The organism is Bacillus sp. FSL K6-0994 (assembly GCF_038630815.1).
GTDB lineage: Bacteria > Bacillota > Bacilli > Bacillales > Bacillaceae > Bacillus > Bacillus safensis.
The window spans coordinates 2162284-2176174 of sequence record NZ_CP152043.1; the positions used below are offsets into that span (position 1 = coordinate 2162284).

A 13891-nucleotide genomic window follows, 5' to 3' on the forward strand; every position below is an offset into this window, starting at 1 on the left:
CTCGCTCCTTACCCACACCAGAACACTCATGTTTTGGCTACATCTTTACTTTTGCCTTCTTCGAGAGGATTTATAACCGGCAGCTTTAGAAAATGATTGGATAAATTGATAAAAGAAAAAGACGATTTTATGGGTATATACGCCGGCTTTTACACAACATATAAAAAAGGCAGCTGATGATTCAGCTACCCTGTTGTTTTGACATCATTTGCTTGGTGCAATAGTTCTTTTGCATGCTGTTTTGTCAGCTCAGTCACTTCCACACCGGCAATCATCCGGCCAATTTCACTCACTTTTTCTTCATGACTTAATGGTTTGACACTCGTCAGTGTTCTGCCCGCTTTCGAGCGTTTCGAAATGAAGAGATGTGTGTCAGCCATTGCGGCTACTTGAGGCAGATGTGTAATACAGAGCACTTGTGATCCAGACGCAACTTTGTAAATTTTCTCAGCAATGGCTTGTGCCACTCTGCCGCTGACGCCTGTATCAACTTCATCGAAAATAATGGATGTGACGTCTTGTTTAGCTGAGAAAATACTCTTCACAGCGAGCATGACACGTGAAATTTCTCCACCTGAGGCTACTTTCGATAAAGATTTCATCGGTTCGCCTGTATTTGTAGAAATGACAAATTGTGCTTGGTCGATTCCATTTTTCCCGAGCTGCACAGGTTTTCCGTCTAATAGCGGACAATCGGTGCTGCCAAATGGCGCATATCGAACAGAAAAAGCTGTGTCAAATGATGACTTCTCCATATACAAATCCTTGAGCTCTGTTTGGATTTGCTTCGCTAGCTTTTTGGCCCATTTTTTACGCAGCTCCGAAACATTAAGTGCTTCGAGCAGGGCGTCACGGCTCATCGCATCTAATTTATTTTTGAGCGTCTGCAGATGGCTGTCTCGATTTTGGATTTGATCTATTTCTTCTTCAATCTTCGCCGCATACTCCAAAATTTCCTCAACGGTTGTGCCGTATTTTCGTTTTAGCTGCTTCATTTCATTCAGCCTGGATTCAATAAAATCAAGACGAGCCGGATCGAATTCTAATTGATCCAGCATGCTTCGCATTTGGAAGGTTGAATCCTCTAATATGTAGTAGGAGTTCGACACTTGTTCAGATAGCTTTTTCAAATCATCGTTGATCTCAGACACCTGCTCAAGCTCACTTGAGGACATACCAACCCAATCTAGTCCTCCTTGCTCATTACGCAGAGCGTTATACGCGTTTTGGAGTGAGGAATAGATTTTTTCGTAGTTGCTGATTTGATGACGCTCTTCCTGAAGCTTCTCATCTTCTCCCGGCTCTAATTGTGCCGCCTCAATCTCCTCTAGCTGAAATTGCAGTAAATCTAAGCGGTGCACCATTTCCTGCTCATTCTCAGACAGCTGCCTTAGCTTTTGGGCCGTCTTCATATATTGATCATATGCTTCTTGATACTGCATGAGAGCCGGTGCAATGTCTTCTGCTCCAAATTGATCGAGCAAATGCAGATGATTTTCATCTTCCATGAGCAGCTGATTATCGTGCTGTCCATGTATATCAAGCAAAAGCCGGCCTACTTCCCGTAAAAGTGAGATGGTGACAAGCTTTCCATTAATCCGGCAAATGCTTTTCCCGCTGTTATTAATATCACGGCGGAGGATCATCATTTCATCTGATGCGTCAATTCCCTGCTCTTCGCATAGAGCAAATACAGGGTGATCGGCTGGTACAAGAAAAAGCCCTTCCAGCTCTGCCTTTTTTTCACCGTAGCGGACAAATTCAGAGGACCCTCTTCCTCCCACGAGAAGTGAGACAGCGTCAATCATGATGGATTTTCCGGCACCTGTTTCCCCCGTTAGAACCGTGAGTCCTTTTTCAAATGAAACCGTTAACTCTTCAATGATTGCAAAGTTTTTAATGGTTAGTTCTGCTAACACTCATTTGACACCTCTTTTAGTAAACCTGATTCTTTATAGAAGCTCTAAAATTTTGCTCGAAACTGTCTCTGTATCATCTGGGGTGCGGCAAATGATTAAAATCGTATCATCCCCGCAAATCGTTCCCATAATTTCTTCCCAATCTAAATTATCCATTAAAGCACCAATCGCCTGAGCATTACCCGGCATTGTTTTCAGAACAATCAAATGACTGGCAGCATCCATTTTAATAAATGCATCCATTAGGGACCGCTTCAGCTTTGACAGCGGATTAAACCGCTGATCCGCAGGAAGACTGTATTTATATGTTCCATTGTTCGTCGGAACTTTCACTAAATGTAATTCTTTAATATCTCTAGAAACGGTCGCTTGTGTGATGTTATATCCATCGGCTTTCAAAATATCGACCAATTCATCTTGTGTTTCGATTTCTTGGCTCGCAATGATTTCTCTAATTTTAATATGCCTTTGACCTTTATTCATATTTGACCCCCCTAGGCGTTTTATTCTCAGTTTGTCTTTACGTTCTATGTTATATGATGCACAGTTCAAAAAACAAGCATTACGTGAGATACGGCCAATTCTTGTCTTTTGACCATGTAAAAAGGAATAATAGCGAGCTATTATTCCTTTTGTTTCAATGATTTCATGTGTCAGCCGGCTCAGGGCTGTTTTTCTTTTCTTTCAATACAGAATGGGCTTCCTTCACGACCTTCTCAAGTTGTGAAGCAGGAAGTGCCGCATTTTCTTCTTGATCAGGATGAAGCACTAAATGAAGCAGAAATTCAATATTTCCATCTCCACCAGTGATAGGCGAAAATGATACATCCTTTACATCATAACCTTCTTTTGCAGCAAATTGATTCATCTCTTCTAGTACACCAAGGTGGACAGAGGGCTCACGCACGATGCCTTTTTTCCCAACAAGCTCTCTGCCTGCTTCAAATTGAGGCTTGACGAGCGCAATACAGTCACCACCCGGCACAAGAATATGCTTTAAAGCCGGCAGAATGAGTTTGAGTGAGATAAAAGATACATCAATCGATGCCACTTCTGGCAACCCTTCAGTAAAATCAGCTGGGACGGAATGGCGGAAATTGGTGCGCTCCATGACGATGACCCTGTCATCCTGCCTTAATTTCCACGCAAGCTGATTGTAGCCAACGTCTACAGCATATGATTTGACTGCTCCATTTTGAAGAGCACAATCTGTAAATCCGCCTGTTGATGAGCCAATATCAATCAGCAATTTCCCTTCAACTGTCAGATCAAATTCTTTTAGCGCTTTTTCAAGTTTTAACCCGCCGCGGCTTACGTATTTGAGAGGGTTCCCCTTCACTGTAAGCGGCGTATCACGAGCAATTTTCTCTCCTGGTTTATCCAAACGGTTTTCATTTGAGTAAACGATCCCTGCCATGATGGCACGCTTTGCTTTCTCTCTTGTTTCCATTAGTCCTTGTTCGACTAATAAAACGTCAAGTCGTTCTTTCTTTGATGTCATGATCCAATTCCTTTTCTTGGTGCTGCTGGAAGCAGGTCACGTAAAGTCTCAGCAACATGTGCTTTCGTCAGTCCAATTTCTTCAAGCAGGGCATCAACACTTCCATGCTCAATAAATTGATCTGGGATACCCATGCGTTCTACTTTGATATGTGATGCTTTCTTGTCGTGTAGATATTCTAATACGCTGCTGCCAAACCCGCCTTGGAGCACAGCTTCTTCAATCGTTAAAATCGGAATCCCTTCAGAAAGAATGTCGTTTAGCATCGCTTCATCAAGCGGTTTAATAAACCGAGCGTTGACGACACGAATTGATTTCCCTTCTTTTTGAAGTTCCTCAGCTGCTTGCAGCGCCATTTTAATCGTCGTACCGAATGTTAAGATGACGGCATCCTTCCCTGGGCGAAGAACCTCCCAAGATCCAATCGGAATGGTTTTGAGCTGTTCATCCATTTTCACACCAAGCCCATTTCCGCGCGGGAAACGCATGGCAATTGGACCGTCATCATACTGAATGGCTGTATTGACCATGTGCTGGCCTTCATTTTCATCCTTCGGCATCATGAGCACCATATTCGGCATATGACGCATGAAGGCAATATCAAACACACCTTGATGCGTTTCTCCATCAGCACCGACAAGACCCGCACGGTCAATTCCGATAAAAACATTGAGGTTTTGGCGGCAAATATCATGCAGCACTTGATCATAAGCTCTTTGCAGGAACGTTGAATAAATCGCTAAAAATGGCTTCATATCCTGCGTCGCAAGCCCAGCTGCCATTGTGGCTGCATGCTGCTCAGCGATCCCTACATCAAACATTCGCTCAGGAAATTCCTTTGCAAAGCCTTCAAGTTTTGAGCCAACAGGCATCGCAGGCGTGATGGCAACAATACGCTCATCTTTCCGCGCCAGCTTTCTGACTGTTTCACTGACGAGACCACTCCATGACGGTGCAGCAGCTGCTGGTTTTACAAAATCACCTGTATCAATTTTGTATGGACCTGTGCCGTGCCATGTCCCAATTTTATCGGATTCTGCCGGCTGATAGCCTTTTCCTTTTTTCGTGATGACATGCAGCAGAACAGGACCTTTTGTTTTCTTTGCATATTCAAGGTTTTCAAAAAGATCTTCATAAGAATGTCCATCAACAGGACCTAAGTATGTGAATCCCATTTCCTCAAAAAACATGCCAGACACTAGTAAATACTTGAGGCTGTCTTTAATACGCTCTGCTGTGGCAGCAAGCTTTCCGCCTACAGCTGGGATCCGCTTGAATAAATATTCGAGCTCGTCCTTTACCCATTGGTACTTGCCTGCTGTGCGCAGTCTGCCAAGCATGGTGTGAATTGCACCGACGTTTGGTGCAATACTCATTTCATTATCGTTTAAGATGACGATCATATCTTTCTTTTCATCACCGATATGATTCAGAGCTTCAAGCGCCATACCTCCGGTTAATGCACCGTCTCCGATAATCGGCAGGATATATTCATCTGTCCCTTTAATATCCCGCGCCGCCGCCATCCCCATCGCGCCAGATAATGATGTTGAGCTGTGGCCTGTTTCCCAAACATCATGCTCACTTTCATTTCGTTTAGGAAAACCGCAAAGTCCTTTATATTGACGAAGTGTATCAAACTCCGCCCCTCTACCAGTTAACAGCTTGTGAACATAAGACTGATGTCCAACATCCCAAAGGAATTTGTCTTTCGGGCTGTCAAATACTTTATGAAGGGCAACCGTGAGTTCAACGACACCCAGGTTCGGACCGATATGCCCGCCAGAGTTAGCCAAGGACTCAATTAAAAACATGCGAATGTCAGCACTAAGCTCCTCTAATTCTGCATTTGACATTCCTTTTAGAAACGTTGGATTTTTTATTGATAAAAGATCCAATCAGGATCAACTCGCTTTCAACAAAATTTCTATCTACATATATAATGCCTTATTCCTATGAAAACCAAGCGGGAATAAGAGTTGTCTCATCATGATAAACTGTTTACAGTTTACCACAATTGCTCGAAGACCCTCAAATCTAGGCTGTTTTTAATGATCTCTTGAGGCGATCAGATCACATAACTCATGCAGCAATTGCTGCTCTAATTCAAGATTTGAGACAATTTCTTTTGCACGTGTGATGTGCTCGTGCAGCTTTTCTTTTGCTCCTGAAAGCGTTAATAAAGAAGGATATGTCGACTTTTCATTCGCTGTATCAGAGCCGACCCGTTTTCCTATTTTTTCTTCGCTACCTTCGAGGTCTAAAATGTCATCACGGATTTGAAAAGCAATGCCAATATGATAGCTGAACTCTCTTAGTTTTTCGATATCGTCATCTGATGCTCCTGCCAGCATTGCACCTGCTGTGACGCTGAATGTGAGAAGCTTTCCTGTTTTCCGGGCATGAATGGATTCTAGTTCAGCAAGCGGGACTTGTTTTTGCTCTGCTTCCATGTCATCAAATTGACCGCCAACCATTCCTAGTGCACCTGCTGACCGCACAAGCTCATCTACGATTCTGAGCTTTTGGTCAGGAGAGACGCTGCTAGATAGCTGAGATGTAATCAGGCGAAAGCTTTCCGTTAAAAGTGCATCACCAGCGAGAACCGCGGTTGCTTCCCCGTATACTTTATGGTTGGTCGGCTTTCCTCTGCGAAGGTCATCATCGTCCATGCAAGGAAGGTCGTCATGTATCAATGAATACGTATGAATCATTTCTACAGCACAGCCAACCGGTATGCCATCTTCTTCGTTTTTTCCGTAAGCATGTAATAAAGCAAGAACGAGAACAGGGCGAAGTCTTTTCCCTCCAGCTTCAAGAGAGTAAAGCATCGAAGATTTTAGTTCTTCTGGAATCTTCAATTCCTGAACATATGTAAATAAATACTCTTCAATGGCCTGTTTTCGTGTTGTTAAAAAATCCTGCAAATTACTTGTCACCAGCATCTGCCTCCTTCACCGAGAAAGGAGCCAGCTCACCGTCCTCTTTTAAAATGAAATCCATCTGCTTTTCAACGTGCTGTAATTTTTCATGACAAAGCTTTGAAAGTGTCATGCCTTCTTGAAAATAATGAATGGCTTGCTCAAGTGGTACATCTCCTTCTTCGAGCTTTCCAACGATCTCCTCAAGACCTTTCATCGCTTCTTCAAATGTCATTTGTTCTTCTTTTTGTTTATTTGATTCTGTCATGATGATTGCCCCTCCTTCTCAATAACCTCACAAATCAGCCGTCCATCTTTCATGGTGATAGCCAGCTGATCTTTCGTATCGACTTGGTTTACACTTTTAATCAGTTCATCGTCTTTATAAGCTAAACTATAGCCTCTTTCCATCACTTGAAGTGGATTTAATGCATTTAGTTTACCAAGAACAGATTGGAACTGCGAATGAATTGTTTTCATTTGCACATTCATGCTGCGGATGAGCTGTTCTGTTTCATTGGCGTGGCGTTTTTTCGCCTGAAGCAGCTGCTCTTTTGGATGAAGCGGCTTCAGCCTGTATGTCTGGCGGTCTAGTTGACTGCGTTTTTGTTCAATTTGTCTCGTCAGCTGTTTTTGAAAACGGTCAAATACCAAATCGAATTGCTGCTCTTTTTGCTCCTGCAAACGTTTTGGAAAACGGAAGGCATAAGAGGATTGCAGCGCCACAAGACGGTCTTTCGCTTGTGAAGTTCGATTCTTTACGGCCCTTGTAAGCCGAATATCGATGGATTTGATTCGTTCTATTAAATCGGCTGTGCTTGGAACAGCGAGCTCGGCTGCTCCTGTTGGTGTTGGTGCTCTCATGTCTGCAGTGAAATCACTGATCGTAAAGTCCGTTTCGTGCCCTACTGCAGAAATGATTGGAATGTCTGATGCGAAGATCGCTCTTGCGACAGCTTCTTCATTAAAGGCCCAAAGTTCTTCGATCGAACCGCCTCCTCTTCCGACAATCAAGACATCACAGAGCTGTTTTTCATTTGCTTCCTTGATCCGCTCTACGATTGAACGAATGGCATTTTCACCTTGAACAAGCGCCGGAAGCACAATGATTTTCGCCTGCTGATAGCGCCGGTTAATCGTTGTGATGACATCTCGAACAGCCGCTCCTGTTGGTGATGTAATGACACCAACAACCTCTGGATATTCAGGAATTGATTTTTTATAGCGCGCATCAAATAAGCCTTCACTTGCCAGCTTTTTCTTCAGCTCTTCATAAGCGAGATGAAGAGCACCAACACCATCAGGCTGCATTTCTTTTGCATATAATTGATAGTTGCCGCTTGGTTCATAGACTTGAATCCCGCCGCGTACAAACACTTTCATTCCGCTCTTTGGTGAAAAAGGCAGCTTTGCTGCGGAACGCTGAAACATGACAGCTTGCATGCGTGCGTTTTCGTCTTTTAAGGTGAAGTAAACATGACCTCTTGAATGAATCTTCACATTGGATAACTCACCTTTGATCCAAATATCTTCTAAATGCGGATCAACATCAAATTTTCTTTTTATGTATTTTGTAAGGGCTGTGACCGTCACAAAGGCTTTTTCACTCATGACGTATTCCTCCTCTTCAAAAACGCACATTCATCCACCGGCAGCATGCAGGTGGATGAATGGATAAAGCTTATGCTAATGTACGTTTTGCTGATTTAACCGTATTGTGTGCAAGCATGGTAATCGTCATTGGACCGACTCCGCCAGGGACTGGTGTGATATAAGAAGCTTTTTCTTTCGCTTCTTCAAAATCAACATCCCCAACAAGCTTCCCAGTATCTAAACGATTGACTCCTACATCGATGACAATTGCGCCTTCTTTGATTTGGTCAGCTTTAATAAAGTTTGCTCGACCGACGGCAACAACTAAAATGTCCGCTTTTAACGTATGTTCTGAAATATTCGCCGTTCTTGAATGGCAGTAAGTAACCGTTGCATTTTCGTTTAACAGCAATTGTCCAACTGGTTTGCCGACAATATTGCTGCGCCCTACAACAACCACTTCTTTTCCAGAAAGACTGACACCCGTTTTGTTCAGTAATTCAACAATGCCTGCTGGTGTACAAGGTAGGAATGTATCTTCTCCAAGCAGCATTTTCCCGATATTTAATGGATGGAAACCATCTACATCTTTCTCAGGTGAAATACGTTCAATGACGGCTTTTTCAGAAATATGTTTTGGCAGTGGAAGTTGAACAAGAATCCCGTGGAATTGATCGTTCGCATTGTACTGATCAATCAGCTGAAGCAATTCTTCTTCTGTTAAAGAAGCATCTAAATGATCAAGCTGAAAGTGCATGCCCATTGCTTCTGCTGCTTTTTTCTTCCCGCGTACGTAAGAAAGTGAGGCCGGATCATCACCGATTAGAATAACGGCAAGACCAGGTGTGACTCCTTTTTGTTTTAGCTCTTCTACTTCTTTTGCTAATTGTTCACGTTTTTCTTTTGCTGTTTCTTTCCCATCGATGATTGTTGCTGTCATGTCGAATCCTCCTATTGCTGCTTTAGGTCGTTTTTAATGTTCGAAAGTACACCATTTACAAATTTCGGTGCTTTATCATCGCCGAATAATTTGGCGAGTTCAATCGCTTCATTCATTGAGACACTAACTGGGATGTCTTCTTGATACACCATCTCGTACACAGACAGCCTTAAAATGGCTCTGTCTACGTTTGCAATACGGTCGAGTTTCCAATTCACTAGATGCTGTGAGATCATGTCATCAAGCTTGTCCTTTTGTTCAAGCACACCGAAAACCAGTTCCTCGAAAAAAGGATCTGATTCTTGTTCATCCAGCGCATGTGTAATGGCCTCTTTCGGATCAATATTGCTCACATCAATTTGAAATAATGTTTGTAGCGCCTTTTCTCTTGCAGTTCTTCTTTTCATTATTTACTCCTTTAACCACTTTATCCGCTTGTCGTTAAGCCATACAGAGATCATAACATATTTTGACCGTGGTCGCACCAAGATCCATGCGAGCTGTGACGAAAAACGAATCAAACAACGTGTGACGTTATCAATATTCGGAAATTACTCAAAAATGGGCTTTAAAAAACCAAAGAGGCAATGCCTCCTTGGTTTCACTTGAACCCTTTTTTACATTTCTTGATCTACTTCAGCCTCAGGTGCTTTTGTATCAAATTGAATGCCAACGACATGAATGTTAATTTCATTAATTGTTAAGGCAGTCATGTTCAAAAGGGTTTGACGGATATTTTCTTGTACAGCAGTGGATACCTTTGGAATGGATAGGCCAAATTCAACCACACAATACACATCGATTGTGATGCCTTCATCAGAGACATCTACTTTTACACCTTTACGGTGATTTTTCTTACCAAAGCGTTCTGCTACATCAGCAGCGAAATTGCCGCGCATTTCGGCAATTCCTTCGACTTCTGAAGCGGCGATCCCAGCAATGACTTCAATCACTTCTGGTGCAATTTGCACTTTTCCCAATTGATCTTCATCAAGGTTCATTTCAAGCAAATTGTTTTCTGACACGATCATTCACCTCCGAAAGCTGTGATTATTTCATGATTTGGTATGTTTCTAAAAACTTCGTATTAAAGTTACCGCTCACAAATGTTTCATGCTCGAGCAATCTAAGGTGGAATGGAATCGTTGTGTAGACTCCTTCAATGACGAATTCTTGAAGCGCCCGTTTCATTTTTGCAATCGCTTCTTCTCTTGTCTTACCATATGTGATCACTTTTGCAATCATGCTGTCATAATATGGCGGAATCACATAGCCCGGATAAGCGGCAGAATCAACTCGTACACCTAAACCGCCTGGCGGAAGATACATTTTAATTTCTCCAGCTGAAGGCATGAAGTTTTTCTCTGGGTTCTCTGCATTGATGCGGCATTCGATCGCCCAGCCTTCATATACGACATCTTCTTGTGTAAGTGAAAGCTTCTCACCTGATGCAACCTTGATCTGTTCTTTGATCAAGTCTACACCTGTGACCATTTCTGTCACAGGATGCTCTACTTGAATACGAGTATTCATTTCCATGAAGTAGAACTTCTCTTCATTATAATCATAAATGAATTCGACTGTTCCAGCACCTGTATATTCAACAGCTTCTGCTGCTTTTACGGCTGCTTCACCCATTTGCTCACGGATGTCTGCATTTAGTGCTGGTGATGGCGTTTCTTCAAGAAGCTTTTGCATTCTTCTTTGGATCGAGCAATCACGCTCTCCTAAATGAATCGTATTGCCATGCTGATCTGCAAGCACTTGAATTTCCACATGTCTAAAGTCTTCAATGAACTTTTCTAAATAGACACCAGGGTTCCCAAAGTTTTGCGCCGCTTCCTGCTGCGTGATGGTGACTCCGTTAATAAGCTCTTCTTCTGTACGAGCCACGCGGATTCCTTTACCGCCTCCGCCTGCAGTTGCTTTAATAATCACAGGATACCCAATACTAGCTGCTGTTGAAACAGCATCATCAAGATCTTTTACAATTCCTTGAGAACCAGGGACGATCGGAACGCCTGCATTCTTCATTGTTTCTCGCGCGACATCTTTCGTTCCCATTTTGGAAATCGCTGACGCAGTTGGTCCAACAAAGATCACATTACATTCCTCGCAAAGCTCTGCAAAGTCTGCATTTTCTGCTAAAAAGCCGTATCCTGGATGGATGGCATCTGTTCCTGTTAATTTTGCTACGCTGACAATATTTGTGACATTTAAATAACTATCTTTAGAAGCAGTCGGTCCGATGCAATATGCTTCATCAGCCATTTGTACATGCAGCGCATCACGATCCGCTTCAGAAAATACCGCAACAGTTTCAATTCCAAGCTCTTTACAAGCGCGGATAATTCTAACTGCGATTTCTCCTCTGTTTGCAATTAATAGCTTTTTAATCATGATCGTACTCCTTACTCTGCTTTCACTAGAAAGAGGGGTTGTCCGAATTCTACAAGCTGACCGTTTTCAGCTAATACTTCGACGATTTCACCTTTTACTTCTGCTTCGATTTCATTAAACAGTTTCATCGCTTCCACGATACATACAACAGTGTTTTCCTTCACCTTGGAACCTGTTGTCACGTATGGATCTGCTTCTGGTGAAGAGGAAGCATAAAATGTGCCAACCATTGGGGATGTGATTTTATGCAGATTTTCAGACGCAGCTGCCTCTTGTGCAGGGGCTTCGGTCTGAGCTGGAGCTTGTGCTGTAGGAGCTTGTTGAGCTGGAGCTGCTTGGACAGGAGCCACTGGTGCTTGTGCCGCAACTTGCTGAACGACTTCTTTATTTTTCTTCAGTTTGATTTTTGCACCTTCGTTTTCGTACGTAAACTCATCGATAGTAGAGTCGTCAATTAATTTAATCAGTTCATGAATTTCTTCGATTTTTAACATGGATTTGCACCCCTATGTATGGATTTATCTTTTTATTATAGGCTAGTACTAAAAGTACATACTATAACCATCTTACAGGAGGATTTCGATGAATTCAACTACTATTGTGGCGAAGCGCCTCGCGAAAGCACCTTGGAGAGGGCGTCAAGCCGCATCAAAAAACGCCCTTTTCCGCAAAGGGCGCCAGTTCTTTTTTATTGATTAGTGGGCTCAAAAGTGACAGCTACGTTATCAAGACCTCTCATTTCTTTTGTGACCATATCAATAATATCGGCCGCTTGAGATTTTGATTTTTTATCAGAACGAACCGTGATACTCACTTTATCTCCTTCAGCACTTACGAGCGCGTCTTTATAGCCTTTTGTTTTGATCAAGGTCTCAAGCTGACGCTCAGTTCCTTCTGCTTCACTGAGCGCTGTCATTTGATCGTATGCTTCACTTTTTTCTTGGGCTGTTGCATCGTCACTGGAGACAATTTCGTTGTATTCTTCGCGCTGCTTGCTTCGTTTATCTTCAAGCTCTAGTCTGTATGTTGTAAAAAGCTCATCGTCTGTTTGCTCTGACACAGCCTTTCCTTCTTCACCGCTTGTTTCGATATCCTCTTGTTTGCCGTTTGTTTCTTTGTCAGTGGATTTCTTATCAGCACCTTTTTCCGTTCCTTTATCCGTCCCTTTTTCTGTTTCAACCTTTTTCTCTTCAGTGCCTTTTGATTTCGTATCTTCTACTGTCACTGCATTTTCACCCTGTGGAGACATGATATAGTACACACTTAATACGACAACTAAACTTAGCATCGTTAATAGCCAAACCGTTTGTTTTTTTAACATCATTCCGAATCCTCCTTGATTTTTTTAGGGGCAACAGCCACTCTATGGCTCGGTACATCAAGCACTCGTGTAACCGCTTCAATGATGGTTTTCTTTATTTGAACGTTGTCTACTCCTTGAGCAACAACGAGGACACCTCGGATTTCTGGTTTTTTCGTTTGAACAACGACTGGTGTTTCTTCATTGCCATTTTTAATGATGACGACTTCTTCTTCCTTTGTTTGATCGGTGACACTTCGCACGCCGCCTTCTTTATCTGTTTCCTCGGTCGTTGTACTTTTATTGGATTTGTTTTTTTCAAACACTTTTAAAGACGTTGCATCTACATTGACCACGATTGATACATCCTCAACGCCGATAATGGTCTCTAAAATTTCTTTCAGCTGATTTTCGTATTCTCGCTCCACGTCCTCAATTGAATTCTTTGGTTTACCTGAGGACGCCGGTTTGAATACCTCCTGCTCTTCTGAGGATGTTTTTTTAGAAGCAGGAACCGCAGCTTGTTGTTTGCTTGATGGCGGTGACAAGATCTGACTGACTAACATGAAAGATACGCCGATAATGAATACAAGCAGCAAGTAATGGTGCTTCGTTAATTTGGGTTTCCCTTCACCTTTTTCAGGCGGCTGGAAGAATGATTTCAGCTTTTGTTTCCAGTCCTTGTTATTCATGATCTGCTGCGTCACCTCCCTCAATGTTCAGCGCGATGTGCTCAGGACTCGTATTCCAAACATCAGCAAGTGTCTCTTTCACCCTCGTGATCTCTTTGCTAGAAGATCCAGCGCTTTCCTCCTTTTGCTTGGAGAGATCAATGTCCACCTTTGCCACCGTTTCTACAGCATCACCTGTGAGCGGGGAAAGAACTGCTTTGATGCGAAATTGATCCGCCTCCATATTCTGATCCAGATGCTCCTCATCAGCCAGCACTTCTACGTGTTTCATTTCATAGCTCTCCTTCTCCAGTGGCTCCTTTGCGCTTTTTTCTAGTTGGACAGCCATTTGCTTTAAAATATATGCACGCTGAGAGGCTTGTATTTCTTTTTTTTCTAAATTCATCTGATTTTTTATTTCTTCTGACTGCGCTTCTTCCTTCCCTTTCATCAATTCTGAAAAAATTTGATCAGGATCTGCTCGAAATAAAGCAAAAATCGGATTGAGCATGACCACGATGAGCAGCAGGCTGACGACCATTTTTGCATACTTTTGCATGCTCGAATTGGGAAGCAGAAGATCAATAACAATCGCAAATAAGATAAAGAGAATAATACTTGTGATCCATTCCGTGAGAAAACTCAA

The 13891-nt window shown here is 42.6% G+C and carries 15 protein-coding genes; all 15 read right to left on the minus strand.

Annotated features, from left to right (window positions below; all coding sequences use genetic code 11):
• Positions 1-185 precede the first annotated feature (185 nt).
• Positions 186-1919, minus strand: a complete 1734-nt coding sequence (gene recN / locus MHB69_RS11070) for a DNA repair protein RecN (protein WP_342495560.1) — start codon at positions 1917-1919, stop codon at positions 186-188.
• Positions 1920-1952: 33 nt separating this feature from the next.
• Positions 1953-2402, minus strand: a complete 450-nt coding sequence (gene argR / locus MHB69_RS11075; RefSeq protein WP_024422938.1) for a transcriptional regulator ArgR — start codon at positions 2400-2402, stop codon at positions 1953-1955.
• A gap of 163 nt (positions 2403-2565) precedes the next feature.
• On the minus strand, positions 2566-3420 hold the full coding sequence (locus MHB69_RS11080) for a TlyA family RNA methyltransferase (RefSeq protein ID WP_034280266.1): 855 nt from the start codon (positions 3418-3420) through the stop codon (positions 2566-2568).
• Positions 3417-5318, minus strand: coding sequence for a 1-deoxy-D-xylulose-5-phosphate synthase (dxs, locus tag MHB69_RS11085; protein WP_034280265.1), 1902 nt, complete (start codon positions 5316-5318; stop codon positions 3417-3419). The genes MHB69_RS11080 and dxs overlap by 4 nt, the downstream gene beginning before the upstream one ends.
• A gap of 150 nt (positions 5319-5468) precedes the next feature.
• Positions 5469-6359, minus strand: coding sequence for a polyprenyl synthetase family protein (locus MHB69_RS11090; RefSeq protein ID WP_061109341.1), 891 nt, complete (start codon positions 6357-6359; stop codon positions 5469-5471).
• Complete coding sequence (locus MHB69_RS11095) at positions 6349-6609, minus strand: exodeoxyribonuclease VII small subunit (RefSeq protein ID WP_003215880.1); 261 nt, start codon at positions 6607-6609, stop codon at positions 6349-6351. The genes MHB69_RS11090 and MHB69_RS11095 overlap by 11 nt, the downstream gene beginning before the upstream one ends.
• Entirely contained in the window at positions 6606-7952 is a 1347-nt protein-coding gene (gene xseA, locus MHB69_RS11100; RefSeq protein ID WP_065214641.1) for an exodeoxyribonuclease VII large subunit, read from the minus strand. Before xseA ends, MHB69_RS11095 begins: the two co-directional genes overlap by 4 nt.
• 70 nt (positions 7953-8022) lie before the next feature.
• On the minus strand, positions 8023-8874 hold the full coding sequence (folD, locus tag MHB69_RS11105; protein WP_024422943.1) for a bifunctional methylenetetrahydrofolate dehydrogenase/methenyltetrahydrofolate cyclohydrolase FolD: 852 nt from the start codon (positions 8872-8874) through the stop codon (positions 8023-8025).
• Between the two features lie 11 nt (positions 8875-8885).
• Positions 8886-9281, minus strand: a complete 396-nt coding sequence (gene nusB / locus MHB69_RS11110; protein ID WP_012010530.1) for a transcription antitermination factor NusB — start codon at positions 9279-9281, stop codon at positions 8886-8888.
• A 210-nt stretch (positions 9282-9491) separates the two neighbouring features.
• A complete protein-coding gene (locus tag MHB69_RS11115; RefSeq protein ID WP_034280262.1) occupies positions 9492-9899 on the minus strand; it encodes an Asp23/Gls24 family envelope stress response protein in 408 nt (135 codons plus the stop codon).
• 25 nt (positions 9900-9924) lie between these two features.
• Complete coding sequence (gene accC / locus MHB69_RS11120) at positions 9925-11274, minus strand: acetyl-CoA carboxylase biotin carboxylase subunit (protein ID WP_024422945.1); 1350 nt, start codon at positions 11272-11274, stop codon at positions 9925-9927.
• 11 nt (positions 11275-11285) lie between these two features.
• Positions 11286-11768, minus strand: coding sequence for an acetyl-CoA carboxylase biotin carboxyl carrier protein (gene accB / locus MHB69_RS11125; protein WP_034280261.1), 483 nt, complete (start codon positions 11766-11768; stop codon positions 11286-11288).
• Between the two features lie 194 nt (positions 11769-11962).
• On the minus strand, positions 11963-12595 hold the full coding sequence (locus tag MHB69_RS11130) for a SpoIIIAH-like family protein (RefSeq protein WP_034280770.1): 633 nt from the start codon (positions 12593-12595) through the stop codon (positions 11963-11965).
• Complete coding sequence (gene spoIIIAG, locus MHB69_RS11135) at positions 12595-13266, minus strand: stage III sporulation protein AG (RefSeq protein WP_034280258.1); 672 nt, start codon at positions 13264-13266, stop codon at positions 12595-12597. Before spoIIIAG ends, MHB69_RS11130 begins: the two co-directional genes overlap by 1 nt.
• Entirely contained in the window at positions 13259-13891 is a 633-nt protein-coding gene (gene spoIIIAF / locus MHB69_RS11140; protein WP_034280256.1) for a stage III sporulation protein AF, read from the minus strand. The genes spoIIIAG and spoIIIAF overlap by 8 nt, the downstream gene beginning before the upstream one ends.

Excerpts from the sequence above, each read along its gene's own strand:
- MHB69_RS11095 (WP_003215880.1), bottom strand. The coding sequence starts at position 6,609 with ATGACAGAATCAAATAAACAAAAAGAAGAACAAATGACATTTGAAGAA.
- MHB69_RS11080 (WP_034280266.1), bottom strand. The coding sequence starts at position 3,420 with ATGACATCAAAGAAAGAACGACTTGACGTTTTATTAGTCGAACAAGGA.
- accC (WP_024422945.1), bottom strand. The coding sequence starts at position 11,274 with ATGATTAAAAAGCTATTAATTGCAAACAGAGGAGAAATCGCAGTTAGA.
- accB (WP_034280261.1), bottom strand. The coding sequence starts at position 11,768 with ATGTTAAAAATCGAAGAAATTCATGAACTGATTAAATTAATTGACGAC.
- spoIIIAG (WP_034280258.1), bottom strand. The coding sequence starts at position 13,266 with ATGAATAACAAGGACTGGAAACAAAAGCTGAAATCATTCTTCCAGCCG.
- nusB (WP_012010530.1), bottom strand. The coding sequence starts at position 9,281 with ATGAAAAGAAGAACTGCAAGAGAAAAGGCGCTACAAACATTATTTCAA.
- folD (WP_024422943.1), bottom strand. The coding sequence starts at position 8,874 with ATGACAGCAACAATCATCGATGGGAAAGAAACAGCAAAAGAAAAACGT.
- xseA (WP_065214641.1), bottom strand. The coding sequence starts at position 7,952 with ATGAGTGAAAAAGCCTTTGTGACGGTCACAGCCCTTACAAAATACATA.
- MHB69_RS11130 (WP_034280770.1), bottom strand. The coding sequence starts at position 12,595 with ATGTTAAAAAAACAAACGGTTTGGCTATTAACGATGCTAAGTTTAGTT.
- argR (WP_024422938.1), bottom strand. The coding sequence starts at position 2,402 with ATGAATAAAGGTCAAAGGCATATTAAAATTAGAGAAATCATTGCGAGC.